The organism is Aquirufa echingensis (assembly GCF_042714525.1).
GTDB classification, from domain to species: domain Bacteria; phylum Bacteroidota; class Bacteroidia; order Cytophagales; family Spirosomataceae; genus Aquirufa; species Aquirufa echingensis.
In genome coordinates, this window is sequence record NZ_JBBKYA010000002.1 from 205,782 (window position 1) to 220,658 (window position 14,877).

Here is a 14,877-nt window from a genome sequence, read left to right on the forward strand (position 1 = left end):
TAATCTAATCACGGTAATTCAAGGCAGGCTTACGTTCCCCCAATAAACTCTTATATTGAAACTCCGTACCTCGCTTGTTCAACCATTCTAAACGTGCATCTTCAATCAACACAGGTTTCTTGAATAAATCAATGGCTGTTAGAGCGAGCGTTTTGGCTGCAACCAACATTCCTTTTCGGCCAATCGACATGCCGCCTGCGGCTACCGCTTGCCAACTATGCGCAGCGGTTCCAGGCACCCAAGTTGCCGTTCCTAAACCCACGGTAGGCACCACCCATGAGACATCGCCTACATCCGTTGAGCCACCACCACTTGGATCTGGATGGTTTAAGAAAATCTGATTCGTTGTAGCTAAATCAACCGTTTGCATCCCAGGCGTTTGTTGGATTTGTTTCGCAAAAGCCTGTTCAGAGGACGTAAGTGCATATCCGCCGACAGATTTCAAATTCGAACCCATTACGGAGACCAAATGTTCGTTTGGCAAAACCTCATAAACGCCGCCAATTAATTCCACTTCATAACGAGTCCCTGTTCCCAGAGCAGCACCCTCTGCCGCTTTTTCAATCCGATTCCAGACATCCATCACCACATCGCGCTGCGGAGAACGAACATAATAATAAACCTCTGCATAATCAGGTACGATATTCGGAGCCTTGCCACCGTTTGTAATCACATAGTGAATGCGAGTAGAAGAAGGAACATGTTCACGCATCATGTTGGCCATGTGATCCATCGCCTCCACAGCATCCAAAGCTGAACGCCCTCGTTCAGGGGACGCAGCCGCATGTGACGACAAGCCATAAAAACGGAACTTACCCGCTTTATTCGCTAAGGAAGATGATGCCGAAACGGTATTCTCATCATTCGGATGCCAGTGCAACATCACATCCGCCTGATTAAACAAACCCGCCCTTACCATATATACTTTTCCAGATCCACCCTCTTCGGCTGGGCAACCATATAATTTAATCGTTCCTTTTTGACCTGTTTCTTTCATCCATTCCTTCACTGCAATAGCCGCTGCGACAGAACCTGTCCCAAACAAATGATGCCCACATGCATGACCTGAATTTCCTCCGAGTGTTCGTTTTGTTGGAATTGAATCCTGCGACAAACCTGGCAAAGCATCGTATTCTGCCATGATACCTATCACAGGTTTCCCTTGCCCAAAGGTCGCGACAAAGGCTGTTGGAATATCTGCGACACCCGCCTCCACTTGAAATCCTGCTTGGCGTAAAGTCTCCTGCAATAGCAAAGAACTTTGTTTTTCCTTATATCCCACCTCAGCTAAATTCCAGATTTTTTGAGCGATTTGTCCATATTGCTCGGAGCGATTTTGGATGGATTGAATGACTTTTTTCTTGTCGGCCTCCTGACCTAAAACAGCAAAGGAGAATATGACGAAGGCTGAAACAGCCCATAATTGAATACGCATATTTTATAGTTTAACAGGTACAATAAACTTAAATTTAGCAGGAAGAATCGTAAAATCAAACGTATCCGATTCCAAAACCTCTCCATCTACTTGCGCCTTAAGTACGCGATCACACACAATCTGCATCGACGAAATTTTGGAAAAATGCACAAAGGGAAGATTGATGTGTTTTCCGGATTGAATAATCGGCATGTAAAACAATCGCTTCCAAATCGGCAATGGATCACAAACCAACATATCCAATAATCCATCTTGCACGGACGCCATCGGAAAGAAATGAAAACCACCACCCGCTCGAGAACTGTTAAAAACCATACACAAAAAAACCGGACGCGTTTTTAAAATGGTATATGATTTAAACCGAAACAAGGCTGGAATCGCGGCTAAATAATAACCTATGGCGCCACCAATCCAACGAATCGCATCCATGGCAGCCAATACCTCCCCTTCAATACCGATTCCCACTCCATTTAAAAATAACATTTCATTGACACGTCCGGCATCTATTGCTTCCACATGCGCATCCAAAACAACCTTTAAATGCATTTCCCGTGACATATTTCCAAAAAGTTTCCAATAGAAATCATTTCCTGTCCCCCCTTTGAATAAGGCGATTGGTTTGTCGCAAGCAGGATAAGCATTCACAAAATAATTGAACGTTCCATCGCCCCCCATCACCCAAACTTCATCAAACTCGTCTATGCTAGCCGGCCATTGCTCATCAAAAATAAAAAGCTCACAAGAAACACACGACTTCACCCACTGAACATAAGCATTCAAACGAACACGCTTAGATGGGTTGATCAAAAAGGCAACCCGTTTACGCATGTATGTAATTTTTCAAGTGCTCAATGGTTTCCAAATGATCTTGAATGGTCGCCTTAATCAAATCATTGCTGGAAATAATGCCGATCATTTCCCCATTTTCGACAACGGGTAAGTAGCGAATATTGCGCTCCGACATCAATATCATGCAGACTTCGATAGAACTCCCTAATTCAACTCCGGGCAAGTCGGTGGACATGATTTCCGCCACAGAAGTATCTGAAGAGTTTTTATCCAATAAAATTACCTTGCGCGCATAATCTCGCTCGGTCAAAATGCCTCGGTATTGGCCATGGTCCATAACCACCACCGAACCTACATTACAATCTTGCATTAATTGCAAAGCCTCGATAATCTTTGCATCAGAAGGAATTGAAATCACCGTCGCCCCCTTCTTGGTTAAAATGTCTTTGACCTTTTTCATAGCTTATTGAGATTAGAATTGTATAAAATAATACAAAAATAATTCAATAAACAAGTCTATTAAACGGCAATATTAATTGTATGAATCAAATCATAACCACCTGAAACCTGATTTGCATTTACGGTAGCTAGTTCATTCGACAAGGAATCACGAATAATACTATCCGTTGTATTCTTTGTGGAGTTTTGCCCATGCGCTTTGTACAAATCCGTATTGTATACTGCGGTATTCAAATCTTCTGGAAAAGCGATTTGGGTGGTTAATTTCAACTGGCCACCCACATAAATTTGGGCATGGATATGCGTAACTCGCCCTTGATACCATCCTGGATATATCGTTTGAAAACGCGCAACTCCTGAGGCATCTGCTGTTGCAATTCCCCGACAAAAAGTCTTGGCTGTATTATCTTGATTTCCCAAATAACCTTGATTAACATAACCCGAATAATAGCCGTCCTTATCACAATGCCAAACATCTACTCGAGCGTTTGGAACGACATCGCAGTTATTGTTTATGTTGCGAATGGTTATAGCCATGCTTAAAGGCAAACCTGTTTTTCCTTCGGTTATATCTGTATGTGTAATACTGGCATCCCGTTTATTATACAAAGGATAAGGGCCATCCGTTTCTGTATCGCCTACTTTACATGTACCTGAAGTTGAGGCTGTGGAAGGTGTGATGGCTTGATCATCTGATTTTTTTATGCAAGATAAGGCTACAAAAGGCCCAAGGAGGACTGAACCCGTTTTTTTAATAAATGTTTGACGCTTCATGTTTCAAAAATAAACAAGCTTTTTTCCTAAAAAACCGAATATCGAAGTATTCAAGAAATTCGTAGGCAAAATCGCTACCCAGGTAGACCAAATATTGTGTATGTTTGAATTATGAACAACAGCTACCCTACCGCAATCATCACCGGTGCCTCCCGAGGTATCGGAAGAGCATTAGCCATCTTACTCGCTAAGCACAATTTTCAAGTTAGTTTAATCGCCCGAAATGTAGGCGAATTAAAAGACCTAGCCGCCGAAATAACCGAAATGGGACATCGCCCTTTGTATTTCGCTGGGGATGTTTCGGATGCAACCTTTGTTCAAAATGCCGTCGAAAAAACGGCACATACGTTTGGGAAAATTGATTTCATGATTAATAATGCGGGCGTGGGAGCCTTTGGCCCAACAGATTCTTACACAGAAGAAAAATGGGATCAGGTTTTTGATACGAACGTGAAAGGCACATTTCTTTTCTCCCAACGTGTATTGCCTCACATGCGCCAAGCCAAAAAAGGACATATCATTGCTATTGCTTCGGATGTTGCTAAACGTGTTTTCGATGGCGGATCTTTGTATTGTGCTTCCAAATATGCCCAACATGCATTCAATGAGGCATTGCGCAAAGAAGTAAGAAAAGATGGCATCAAGGTGTCAACCATCTATTCAGGTCTAGTCGACTCACATTTCCATGCGGAACCCCAAGGCGATGCAAGTCATCAGACTTGGTTAAGCCCTGAAGACATGGCAAATAGTATCTTTTATGTAATGAATCAGCCGGCACATGTGGTCATTGATGAGTTAATGATTCACCCACTTTCGCAAGAATATTAGGCCGACAGTATAGAACAGTTTGTGCTATTAGATTGAATTATTTAAATTTAATCTGAAAATAAACCTATTTAAATGTCGCTTAAAAAACCTTCGCTTAGCTTCAGTCAAATCATCAACATGAACGTTGGTTTTTTTGGCATTCAATACAGCTTTGGACTTCAACAAAGTGCTGTAAATCCCATCTATGATTTTTTGGGTGCGAGTCCTGATGAAATTCCCTTATTGAATTTAGCAGGTCCCGTGACAGGCTTATTAATTCAACCCTTCATAGGGGCGCTTTCGGATAGCACTTGGCATCCACGTTGGGGTCGTAGAAAACCCTTTTTCTTCATCGGTGCGCTACTTTGCAGTATCTGTCTTTTGCTATACCCCTTTAGCTCCTCTTTATGGATGGCAGCGGGATTGTTATGGATTTTAGATGCGGGAAATAATACCGCGATGGAGCCTTACCGGGCATTTGTGGCAGACAAATTGAATGAGGAGCAACAACCCACGGGCTTTCAGATGCAAAGTTTTTTCACGGGTTTTGGCCAAACCTTAGCGAATCTTTCGCTCTTCATCTTCCCTTTAATTTTCATTGGAAAAACAGGCTCCTTACCTACTTGGGTGTACGCATCCTTCTTTTTAGGCGCTGTTTGTTCCATTGGATCTATTTGGTGGAGTATGCGAACAACTTCTGAGATAGAGCCTACGGCAGAAGAGTTAGCACAAATTCGGGCGAAAAAAGTGAGTGTTGGCGAATCTATTGCAGAGATATTTCATGCGATCGGAGAAATGCCAAAAGTCATGTGGCAATTAGCCTTAGTCTATTTATTTCAATGGTATGCACTTTTTTGCTACTGGCAAAATTCATCTAAAAGTATAGCCTTATCCGTTTGGAATGCGACACCAAAAGACAATCCAGAACTCTATGAAAAAGCCGTTTCCTGGACAGGATTAGTCAATGGCTGGTACAATATTGTAACCTTCTTATCTGCTTTAGCCTTGGCTGGTTTTGCCAAAAAATATGGTGCAAAATCCGTTCACATGACCTGTCTACTTTTGGCAGCTGCCGGTTTTTTCGCCTTCCCAAATATTGAAAACAAGAACTTATTATTCTTAGCGATTTCTGGCTTTGGAATTGGCTGGGCAAGCATGATGGGAATCCCATATTTATTGGTCGTAAGTGACATTCCCAAAGAACGTTACGGTGTTTACATGGGCATCATCAACATGATGATTGTGATCCCGATGATCCTTCAAAATATATCGTTTGGATATATTTTAAAGCACTTTTTGGATAATGATCCAAGAAATGCGATTACCTTTGCGGGCGCGTTGTTGGCCATTGCAGCCCTGGCAACCGCTTTTATTAAACCATCCCCAACCAAAGCCTAATGAGTGTATTGTGTATTGGCGAAGCCTTAATCGACATGATTTGTACCGATAAAGGTAGTAGCTTATCTGACGGACAAAATTTCTTAAAAAAACCAGGTGGAGCACCTACGAATGTTGCTGCTGCGATTGGAGCCCTAGGCGGTTCCGTTGCTTTATCAGCTAAAGTGGGAAATGACCCTTTTGGTAAACAATTAAATCAAGTCATGTCGGAGTTTAAGGTGGACACGAAACATGTTCACTTGGATTCCAATCACTTTACAACGTTTGCTTTCGTGTCTTTGATGCTCGATGGCGAACGCGATTTCGTGTTTAATCGGGGTGCTGATGCACAATTAACGGTCGATGAAGTTGCGGCCATTGATTTAACAGAAACGCACATTATTCATTTTGGCTCGGCAACCGCTTTCTTGGATGGACCATTGAATGCAGCCTATTATTTTTTATTAGAAAGTGCCAAAAACCAAGGCAAAACAATCAGTTTTGACCCAAATTACCGCCATTTATTATTCGGCGACAAGCAAGAAAGTTTCATCAAGCAATCTTGGATATACTTAAAACAAGCGCATTTCACAAAGTTGAGCGATGAAGAAGCCATGTTGATCACTGGGGAAAAAACCTTGGAAGCTGCAGCGGCTGATTTATTGGCTAATATCCCCGGAGTATTCACCATTACACTTGGAAAAGATGGAACGCTTTTGGGACTTGATGGCAAAACCTATATTATTCCAAGCATCCAAATTAAGCCAACCGATACAACAGGAGCTGGAGATGCTTTTGTGGGAGCCGTATTATACCAATTAGACGATGCTTCTTTGAATCCAGCGGAATTGGGCTTTGAAGATTGGAATAAAATCATTCAGAATGCCAACAAAGCTGGCGCCCGCACCTGTGAATACATGGGAGCAATGGAAGCATTTAAACATTTGAACAACAGCATTTTTAATTAATATCCGTGTACAATCCAGCCCTACAACATAAGCTCCATGAGCTTGTCAAATCGCATAAAATCAAAGACGCTAAATTCGTAGAACGCTTTACGGCGAACATCGATGATATCCAATCGCATTTTAACGCGATCTATGGTAATCATCCGCATGCTGCGAATTTATTCCAAAGCTTGTTGAACTCCATTTGCCAAGCCTATGTGGATCGTTCTGATGATCTAAAGAAACGTGATGCACAAAAGGAGAAGAAAGGTCAATGGTTTTTAAGCCAAGATTTGGTGGGCATGAGCTTGTATGTTGACCGTTTCGCCGGCCAAATCAATGACCTTCCCAGCAAATTACCCTATTTACAAAAGCTCGGTGTCAATTTTTTACACCTCATGCCTTTGTTCAAAAGTCCAGAAGGAGAGAGTGATGGCGGTTATGCTGTTGAGGATTTTCGCGTCGTAGAGGATCGCTTAGGGACTATCGAAGATTTACGTAAATTCCAGTCGGCACTTCAAAAAGAGGACATGTATCTTATGATTGACATCGTCCTGAATCATACTTCTCACCACCATGAATGGGCGAAGTTGGCAAAATCGGGTATCAAAGAATACCAAGAGTATTTCTACATGTACGATGATCGCCGGATTCCTGATCAAATGGAGGAAACGATGCCGGAAATTTTCCCAGAAAGTTCTCCGGGAAGTTTTACCTATGAAGAGAAGTTAGACAAATGGGTCATGACTGTTTTCCATCATTACCAATGGGATTTGAATTATACGAATCCGAAAGTGTTTATTGAGATGTTGGGTAATGTGTTTTTCTATGCCAATTTGGGGGTAGATGTGGTCCGTATCGATGCGCCAGCATTCATTTGGAAACAAGTGGGGACTTCCTGCCAAAACCTACCAGAGGCTCATCAATTGTTGCAATTGATCAAAATGTGTACGGAAGTAGCTACTCCTGGAATGGCTATTCTAGGTGAAGCCATTGTAGCTCCCGCACAAATCATGGAATATTTTGGTACGGGCCGCTATGCAACACATGAATGTGATTTTGCCTATAATGCGACGCAAATGGCGGTTCAATGGGATGCTTTGGCGACCGGCGATGTCCGTATTATGCAGAATGCCCAACACGAATTGCTTCGCAAGCCTTTGGGCGCGACTTGGTTGACCTATACTCGTTGCCACGATGACATTGGCCTAGGATATGATGACTACATGATTGAGCAAGCAGGATTCACTCCCTATGATCATCGTTCATATATCAAAAATTATTACAGCGGCGCGCAGCCGGGTTCCCCAGCAAAAGGCGCCTTATTTGCCGTTAATCCGAAGACGCAAGATGCCCGACTTTCGGGATCATTAGCTTCTTTATGCGGATTGGAGTCGGCGATTGAAAAGAACGATAAGGCGGCGATTCAAACATCGATTGATAAAATCATCTTGATGCAAGCAATGAGTATGTTCGTAGGCGGAGTTCCCATGTTGTTTTATGGGGATGAGGCGGGCTATACGAATGATTATAGCTATCTGAATGACTCAGGCAAAAGTTACGATAATCGCTGGATGCACCGACCAATTATCGATTGGGATCGCAATAAATCCGTAGGCAAAAAAGGCACAACGGAAAATCAAGTTTATTCAGCCTTGCAACAATTGATCAAATTAAGACGCTCACTACCGATCGTAGCAGATTTGAAAAATATACAGTGGTTGGAAAATCACAATAATTCCATTGCTGGTTTTGTTCGTTACATCGGCGAGGAGAAAATCACTTGCTTGTTTAATTTTAGCTCGGCACCACAAGAAATCACTTGGTTTATTATGGATTCGAATGGTCAACGACCAGCACAAGTGAAAGATTTATGGTCGGGAGAAACATTAAACGTGGGCATGGATCATGACCATTTGAGATTGGAGCCGTATCAGTTTAGGATACTTAGGTAAGAGGTAAGAGTGAAGAGTGAAGAGCGAAGTGGTAGAGATATTATAAAACCCCGGGCTTTAGCCTGGGGTCCTAGGTTTTAACCTAGGGATAAAAAAAACGCGAGACATACATCTCGCGCTTTCAAAGAATCAATCATTAATCTTATTTACTTATAATAAAGGTCCAATATTCTTTTTACCGATTGTTAGACTTTCGATCGCGTCTTTTGGCATATCATGCTCAATGAAGAAATGCTTCATACCCGCAATGGAAGATGCATCCAAAATACGTTTGAAATTAACAATACCAGAACCTGCTGGAACAATGTTTTTAAATCCTTCGTCAAAATCCTTGATGTGACATAATGGGAAACGACCTGGTTGAGCTTTGAACAAAGCAACAGGATCTACACCTGCTTTTGTCGCCCAGCCTAAGTCCAATTCAAATTTCAATAAGTCGGCAGGAATCTCCTTTGAAAATACATCAAAAGCTTTTTGACCATCAACAAGCTCAAATTCACGATCATGGTTATGGTAACATAAAGTCAATCCAGCTGCATTCGCAATCTTGCCCGCTTTGGTCAATACTTGAACTGCCTCAGCTACTTCTTCTTTCGAATTCACAGGGATGTTCGCACAAACTAAATACTTCACCGTTGTGCCTTTCAATGAATCCACAATCGCTTGTGCATCATCACGCAAATTATTCATGCGTGGCATTTTCGATGTATCAAATCCTGGACGAGGCTTGAATGGTGCTCCCATCACATGATGCGAAACCCAATTCATTCCTAAAGACTTGTTTAAATCAGAAAACTCCATGGCCGACATGCCATAAAATCCACCGATACGGCTAAATGCCGACTCGATATCCTTATACCCCAAATCCGCAATTTTCTGCATATTACCCTTCACATCTTGATCTAAAGTCATGAAAAGCGTAAACAATTGTACGCCCATCGGACGCGAAGTAGCCTTAAAAATGGAAGGTAAAAAAAGCGAGCCCGCAAGATATGCACTCGATTGCTTAAGGAAATGTCTTCTTTCCATGTGAATAATAATAGGTTTAGAGGTTTGACACAAATTAATGTATTTTTTTGATACAATAAAAATTTATTTCCATTTATCTCCAAAAACCCAGACGAAATTGATGTCCTCCGACTTGTAATTCGTATTGTTTTGATGCCAGGTAAAGTCCCCTCCCTCGCGGTGGCAGTTGGCATAATACACCCGATGCCCCCACACTAATTTCCGATCGCCCGACTGGTAAATAGGCGCATCGGCCATGTTTTTGTCGAACGTACAATTGAATAAAAACAATTGAGCTTCGCGGTGGTAACGCCCTAATTTATAGCCCGAATCACCCACAAATCGGCAATTTTTCAAGACCGACTTGGCCCCTTCTTCTCCAGATCCATCATGCCAAATCGCCGCACTCATGTTATGACAAATGAAGGTACAATTCTCCGCCAAAGCATAACCCCGTGGACAATATAAATCGACACCACCTTCAACCTCGCAATCGTTCAAATAATACATACCCGCATTCACATCCCAGGGACTCATCGTATCTCCGCCGCCTGAACGAAAGGTGCAATGTTCGAAGCGCAAACGTGTGGCCCCCGGCATGGTCCGAACTGCAAATTGGTGACCATCTACACGTACAATTTTCTCACCATCCTTTTCGCCTGATTCTCTGGGCAAAGCATATTTTTGAACCGTAGACTGTGTTGTTTTACCCGCCTCATTCAGGCAAGGAATCGTAACATCTTGCTTCGTAAGCAGTCCATAATCATTAATCACCGTCAGATTCTCAAAACTCAAATCATGCCCTTTAATATTCAGCACACCCGCACCGTAATCATCCGGATTTGAGCAGCGCCAAATATCACGCGCCTGTGTAAACTTTAAGACAACGCCAGCACGCGATTGGCCGATGAATCGTAAATCATGTCGGAGCGAATCAATAAACACTTTCTCTTGATACAGGCCATTTTTGATGTAAATCGTTTGATTATTCCCACTTTTATTGATTGCTTCTTGAATCGTACGAACATCCCCTGTTCCGTCTTTAGCCACCGTAATCTGCTGCATGAATTGGTCCACTAATTGGACCGTTTTATCAAACCATTGGGTAAATAACAAGAAAGTATGCGGCGAACTTTCGTGCGTATAGACATCCGTCAAAATACCGTAATTCGTCATTTTTTGTCGGAAATCATCCCTTCCCGCATGCATGCGCGCGTTCCCAGAATTAATAAACAATACAGGTGGGTCTTGCTTAGAAACATGGTGCAAAGCAGATGCTTGGTTCCAAAGCGCAGGATTCTCCATTTTGGCATAGCCAAAATAAGCGGTCGCCGCAGAAGTCCGAACGCGATCATCCCCTTCCCCCGATTCAGGATGTATATAGGCTAAAATCCCATCAAGGTCGATTACCCCTTTTATTTTCTGACCTTTTCCAAAGAGGTTTTCATCCTGAACGGCTCCTAATAAAGCAGCCATTTGCCCCCCCGCAGAATAGCCCGCCACAAAGATTTGTTTTGAGTCGACATGAAGTTTCGCTGCATACTGATATAAATAACTAAGCGCCGACTGCGCATCTTGCATCGCAGCTGGATAGAGCGATTCGGTCGACAAACGATATTCGGCCAAGAAAACGCGGTAGCCTTTGGCAGCTAAGGCTTGTGCTAGAGCAGCATGTTGGGAACGATGCCCCGTTCGCCAGCCACCTCCGTGAAAAAACAATAAAGTCTTTCGAGGTTTGGAATCTTGAGGACTATAAATGTCCAAGACCAATTTCCGAGACCCGATTTGCTTATAGACAATCGATTTAGCTTTCGGCACTGTCCCGGAGGTATATTCTGCTAAACGCAACGAAGGGACCGATTGTAAAGCCGATTTCCAGGCTGAATAATTGGCAAACGAGCTGTCGGGAATACCCGTAAGCCCTTTGGTATTTTGAGCCAACAAACCCTGACAAATAAACAGTAGTATGATTCCTATCTTGCGCATATTTTATAAAGACGAGAAATCGAATTTTATAATCATTCTTGTTAACTTGGACATTCAAACCTGAAATTATGAAAACAGTTCGCGTACTCGTTGTGGGTTGTGGAAACATGGGAGCTTCGCATGCAACAGCCTATCACCATTCTCCTGACTTTGAAATTTGTGGCCTTGTGTCACCGGGCAAAAGCAAGGAAACCTTGAACAATAAAATTGGGGGAAAATATCCCCTATTCAATGAATATTCGGCCGCATTAGCGGAGACAAAACCTGATGCGGTATGTATTTCCACGTATCCGGACACACACGAAGCTTATGCCATCGAAGCGATGGAAGCGGGTTGTCATGTATTTATCGAAAAACCGATTGCTGATAGTTTAGCCGGTGCCATTCGCGTGGCGGAAGTGGCGAAGAAAACAGGCAAAAAACTGGTTGTCGGATATATTTTACGCCATCATCCCTCATGGATCAAGTTCATTGAGGTTGCCAAAGAAATGGGGAAACCCTTGGTGATGCGCATGAATTTGAACCAACAATCCCATGGTTATATGTGGGATGTGCATCGTAATTTGATGAACAGTTTAAGTCCCATCGTAGATTGTGGCGTGCATTACATTGATGTCATGTGCCAAATGACTCGCTCGAAACCACTTCGTGTTTCGGCAATCGGCGCACGTATGACAGAAGATATTCCAGCTGGAAATTACAATTATGGGCAATTGCAAATTCATTTTGAAGATGGTTCCGTAGGTTGGTATGAAGCCGGTTGGGGCCCTATGATTTCCCAAACAGCTTATTTTGTCAAAGACGTTTTTGGTCCGAAAGGTTCCGTTTCCATTGTTGCCCAAAATGCCAGTGGAGAAGGAAAATCCGACTCGGTCGAATCTCATACGAAAACCGAATCACTGCGTGTCCATCATGCAGACATTAATTCGGAGAATGAATTCACACGAGCTGATGAATGGATTAACCTGACGGATGAGCCAGATCATCAAGGTTTATGCGATCGAGAGCAGGCTTATTTCCTACATGCCATTCAGGCGGATGTTGATTTAACAGATCACGTAGAAGACGCGGTGAACAGTTTGAGAATCGCCTTTGCTTGTGATGAATCGGTGAGAACGGGGAAGATGGTGGTGCTTTAACAGTGGTCAGTAGTCAGTAATCAGTGGTCAGAAGACGGTGGATAATATGAATAAGTTCATATAGATTTTACAGATTCCTGACTACTGACTACTGACCACTGATTACTGACCACTGACTACTGACCACCGACTACTGACTACTTCAAATACTCCCCTAACCAGTTCCTCACCTCCTGATAATGAAACTTCGAATTATCCGGATTTAAGATCCAGTGATTCTCACCAGGAAATACAATCAATTTACTCGGAATCTGTAAACGCTGGTGAATGCTCCAGTTTTCCAAGGTATTGTTGATCGGTACGCGGAAGTCATTCTCTCCTACCGTCAATAACATGGGTGTCTTGAAATTAGCCGCAAAGCGCATCGGATTCTGCTCTTTCCATGTTTTGGTAGGCACCCAAGGTGCACCGCCGTTCATCAATTCCCTACCCCAAATCACGTCAGAAGTTCCCCACTGCGCCTCGGAATTTACCAAGCCCGCATGTGCAATTAAACATTTAAAGTGCGATGTTGTGGCTTGCATCCAGTTGGCCAAATGCCCCCCATAAGACGCGCCTCCAGCTGCTTGTCGGGAAGCATCAATAAACGAATAACGCTTAATCGCATCAGCTGCCGCCTCTAAAATTTCATTCCCCGGACCTTTGAATGGATCAAATTGAATATCCTGAGCGAATTTTTCACCATAGCCTACGGATCCTGTATAATCTGTCATGACGATAACATATTGCGTGGACCCTATAACATAAGGGTTCCAACGGAAATTAAAGGCATCTTTAAACGATATGGCGGGTCCACCATGCATCAACACAAAGAGTGGATATTTTTTAGAGGCATCAAAACCTGCAGGACGCAAAATAACACTGCGAATCATTTTGCCGCGTGACGATTTGGTCCAAAAAACCTCTGGCTTTGGCAGATCCAATTTCGCCAATGAAGCATCGTTGGCCTCTGAAATCGGAATTGATTTTCCTGCATTCCAAACATAGACTTCAGCTGGTGCAGCAAGGTGCTGGTATGTGTAAGCAATCGTATTTCCAGCCACCGATAAACCCGTTACGGATCCCGCATCTCCTCCAATTAAATAAGCATATCCACCTTTTTCAATCGAAATTTGAATTGCACGATCAACCCCTTGATCCTCAATACTCGCAAAAATGGAATTCCCAGAAACTTCCCAATCGTTAATCGGCCGATCAAGACCTGTTGCAATCTCAGTGCGAGCCTCCATACTAGGCCATGTAAAACGATATAAATGTTCTGAGTAGTAGATTTTATTGCCATTCAAGTGTCCAGCAGCAATTAGATACTTACCGTCTTCAGAAAATTGCAATGAAGAATAATCCGTAGGATCTTGACTTAATAATTTTTCTGTACCTCCCGAAATAGAAACAGCATAAAGATGTGAATTCGCCGACTGGTATGCAGTCGTATTGTATTCCGTTGTAGCCGTAAAGACAATTTGTGAAGCATCCGGGCTAAAAGCAAAAGAACCCAATTGGAAACCTTTAGATTCCACTAAACCTATTTTGGAAAATACATTAACCGGATTCGGTTTTTCAACTGACAAATCCATCACATAAATATGCGATTGCTTTTCATCCAACCAGCTGTCCCAATAGCGAATGGGAAATGAGGTATAGACACGCGCTTTGGTTTTGATTTTCTTTTTTTCCTCCGCTAATTTCTTACTGGTTGAATCCGTAAATGCGGTTGCAAAAACGCGCGAAGTGAATGCGATCAAACGACCATCAGAACTTATTTTGGGTGTAGAAATTCCAGGTGACAAACTAGTCAAGCGTTGGGCTTCACCCCCTAAATCCAAATTCAATCGGTACAATTGAGCGACTTCATCCCCCTCTCTTTTGGCAGTAAAAAAAATCTGATTAGCTGAGGGGTGCCAAAAATAATTTTCCTCTCCCCCTTTAGAATTCGTGATTTTACGAGGTTCCGCGGACCCATCCGTAGCTGCGAGCCACAAATCTGTTGTTTGCTCCTCGGTAATATAAGAAGTTTCCGTTCTACTATAAACTACCCATTTCCCGGAAGGGCTAATTGCGGGTGTACCTATTTTTTTCAACATCCACATGCTTTCATGTGACATGGCTGGTTTCTGAGCGAGCGTTGCGTGACCCATGACAAGCAACACAAAGAGTAAGATTTTTTTCATAGAAAACATTTAGCTTCGTAAATTAGTTATTTA

12 protein-coding genes are annotated in these 14,877 nt (G+C 42.8%); 5 read left to right on the plus strand and 7 right to left on the minus strand.

Features of this window, described 5'->3' with window-relative positions:
• Nucleotides 1-4 precede the first annotated feature (4 nt).
• The 4 genes from SKC38_RS03600 to SKC38_RS03615 are packed head-to-tail and all read right to left on the minus strand — an operon-like array spanning nt 5 to nt 3,457.
• Complete coding sequence (locus SKC38_RS03600; protein WP_377975167.1) at nt 5-1,435, minus strand: amidohydrolase; 1,431 nt, start codon at nt 1,433-1,435, stop codon at nt 5-7.
• A gap of 3 nt (nt 1,436-1,438) precedes the next feature.
• A complete protein-coding gene (locus SKC38_RS03605) occupies nt 1,439-2,263 on the minus strand; it encodes a diacylglycerol/lipid kinase family protein (RefSeq protein ID WP_377975168.1) in 825 nt (274 codons plus the stop codon).
• A complete protein-coding gene (locus SKC38_RS03610) occupies nt 2,256-2,684 on the minus strand; it encodes a CBS domain-containing protein (protein ID WP_377975170.1) in 429 nt (142 codons plus the stop codon). The genes SKC38_RS03605 and SKC38_RS03610 overlap by 8 nt, the downstream gene beginning before the upstream one ends.
• A gap of 59 nt (nt 2,685-2,743) precedes the next feature.
• Nucleotides 2,744-3,457, minus strand: coding sequence for a dioxygenase family protein (locus SKC38_RS03615; RefSeq protein WP_377975172.1), 714 nt, complete (start codon nt 3,455-3,457; stop codon nt 2,744-2,746).
• A gap of 111 nt (nt 3,458-3,568) precedes the next feature.
• On the opposite strand from SKC38_RS03615, the gene SKC38_RS03620 reads away from it, so the two are divergent.
• The 4 genes from SKC38_RS03620 to SKC38_RS03635 all read left to right on the plus strand — a co-directional run bounded on the left by SKC38_RS03620 (nt 3,569) and on the right by SKC38_RS03635 (nt 8,543).
• Nucleotides 3,569-4,285, plus strand: coding sequence for an SDR family oxidoreductase (locus tag SKC38_RS03620; protein ID WP_377975173.1), 717 nt, complete (start codon nt 3,569-3,571; stop codon nt 4,283-4,285).
• Nucleotides 4,286-4,357: 72 nt separating this feature from the next.
• Nucleotides 4,358-5,662, plus strand: coding sequence for an MFS transporter (locus SKC38_RS03625; protein ID WP_377975175.1), 1,305 nt, complete (start codon nt 4,358-4,360; stop codon nt 5,660-5,662).
• Nucleotides 5,662-6,609: a carbohydrate kinase family protein gene (locus tag SKC38_RS03630; RefSeq protein WP_377975177.1), complete on the plus strand. Its 948-nt coding sequence runs from the start codon at nt 5,662-5,664 to the stop codon at nt 6,607-6,609. Before SKC38_RS03625 ends, SKC38_RS03630 begins: the two co-directional genes overlap by 1 nt.
• A 5-nt stretch (nt 6,610-6,614) precedes the next feature.
• Nucleotides 6,615-8,543 carry an alpha-amylase family glycosyl hydrolase gene (locus SKC38_RS03635; RefSeq protein WP_377975179.1) on the plus strand — a complete coding sequence of 643 codons (1,929 nt, stop codon included), beginning with the start codon at nt 6,615-6,617 and terminating at the stop codon, nt 8,541-8,543.
• A gap of 150 nt (nt 8,544-8,693) precedes the next feature.
• On the opposite strand, the gene SKC38_RS03640 is transcribed toward SKC38_RS03635, so the two are convergent.
• Both SKC38_RS03640 and SKC38_RS03645 read right to left on the minus strand, forming a co-directional pair.
• Nucleotides 8,694-9,572 (minus strand): sugar phosphate isomerase/epimerase family protein, encoded by an 879-nt coding sequence (locus SKC38_RS03640; RefSeq protein ID WP_377975180.1) that lies wholly within the window; start codon nt 9,570-9,572, stop codon nt 8,694-8,696.
• A 63-nt stretch (nt 9,573-9,635) separates the two neighbouring features.
• Nucleotides 9,636-11,537, minus strand: coding sequence for a pectinesterase family protein (locus SKC38_RS03645; RefSeq protein WP_377975182.1), 1,902 nt, complete (start codon nt 11,535-11,537; stop codon nt 9,636-9,638).
• Nucleotides 11,538-11,605: 68 nt separating this feature from the next.
• Between SKC38_RS03645 and SKC38_RS03650 the strand changes: the two genes are divergently transcribed.
• Complete coding sequence (locus SKC38_RS03650) at nt 11,606-12,676, plus strand: Gfo/Idh/MocA family protein (RefSeq protein WP_377975184.1); 1,071 nt, start codon at nt 11,606-11,608, stop codon at nt 12,674-12,676.
• Nucleotides 12,677-12,813: 137 nt separating this feature from the next.
• On the opposite strand, the gene SKC38_RS03655 is transcribed toward SKC38_RS03650, so the two are convergent.
• Complete coding sequence (locus SKC38_RS03655) at nt 12,814-14,844, minus strand: S9 family peptidase (RefSeq protein ID WP_377975186.1); 2,031 nt, start codon at nt 14,842-14,844, stop codon at nt 12,814-12,816.
• Between the last annotated feature and the right edge of the window lie 33 nt (nt 14,845-14,877).

Bases quoted from the DNA above. Each gene is read 5' to 3' on its own strand.
- SKC38_RS03610 (WP_377975170.1), bottom strand. From the start codon at position 2,684: ATGAAAAAGGTCAAAGACATTTTAACCAAGAAGGGGGCGACGGTGATT.
- SKC38_RS03640 (WP_377975180.1), bottom strand. From the start codon at position 9,572: ATGGAAAGAAGACATTTCCTTAAGCAATCGAGTGCATATCTTGCGGGC.
- SKC38_RS03655 (WP_377975186.1), bottom strand. From the start codon at position 14,844: ATGAAAAAAATCTTACTCTTTGTGTTGCTTGTCATGGGTCACGCAACG.
- SKC38_RS03615 (WP_377975172.1), bottom strand. From the start codon at position 3,457: ATGAAGCGTCAAACATTTATTAAAAAAACGGGTTCAGTCCTCCTTGGG.
- SKC38_RS03625 (WP_377975175.1), top strand. From the start codon at position 4,358: ATGTCGCTTAAAAAACCTTCGCTTAGCTTCAGTCAAATCATCAACATG.
- SKC38_RS03600 (WP_377975167.1), bottom strand. From the start codon at position 1,435: ATGCGTATTCAATTATGGGCTGTTTCAGCCTTCGTCATATTCTCCTTT.
- SKC38_RS03605 (WP_377975168.1), bottom strand. From the start codon at position 2,263: ATGCGTAAACGGGTTGCCTTTTTGATCAACCCATCTAAGCGTGTTCGT.
- SKC38_RS03645 (WP_377975182.1), bottom strand. From the start codon at position 11,537: ATGCGCAAGATAGGAATCATACTACTGTTTATTTGTCAGGGTTTGTTG.
- SKC38_RS03650 (WP_377975184.1), top strand. From the start codon at position 11,606: ATGAAAACAGTTCGCGTACTCGTTGTGGGTTGTGGAAACATGGGAGCT.
- SKC38_RS03630 (WP_377975177.1), top strand. From the start codon at position 5,662: ATGAGTGTATTGTGTATTGGCGAAGCCTTAATCGACATGATTTGTACC.
- SKC38_RS03620 (WP_377975173.1), top strand. From the start codon at position 3,569: ATGAACAACAGCTACCCTACCGCAATCATCACCGGTGCCTCCCGAGGT.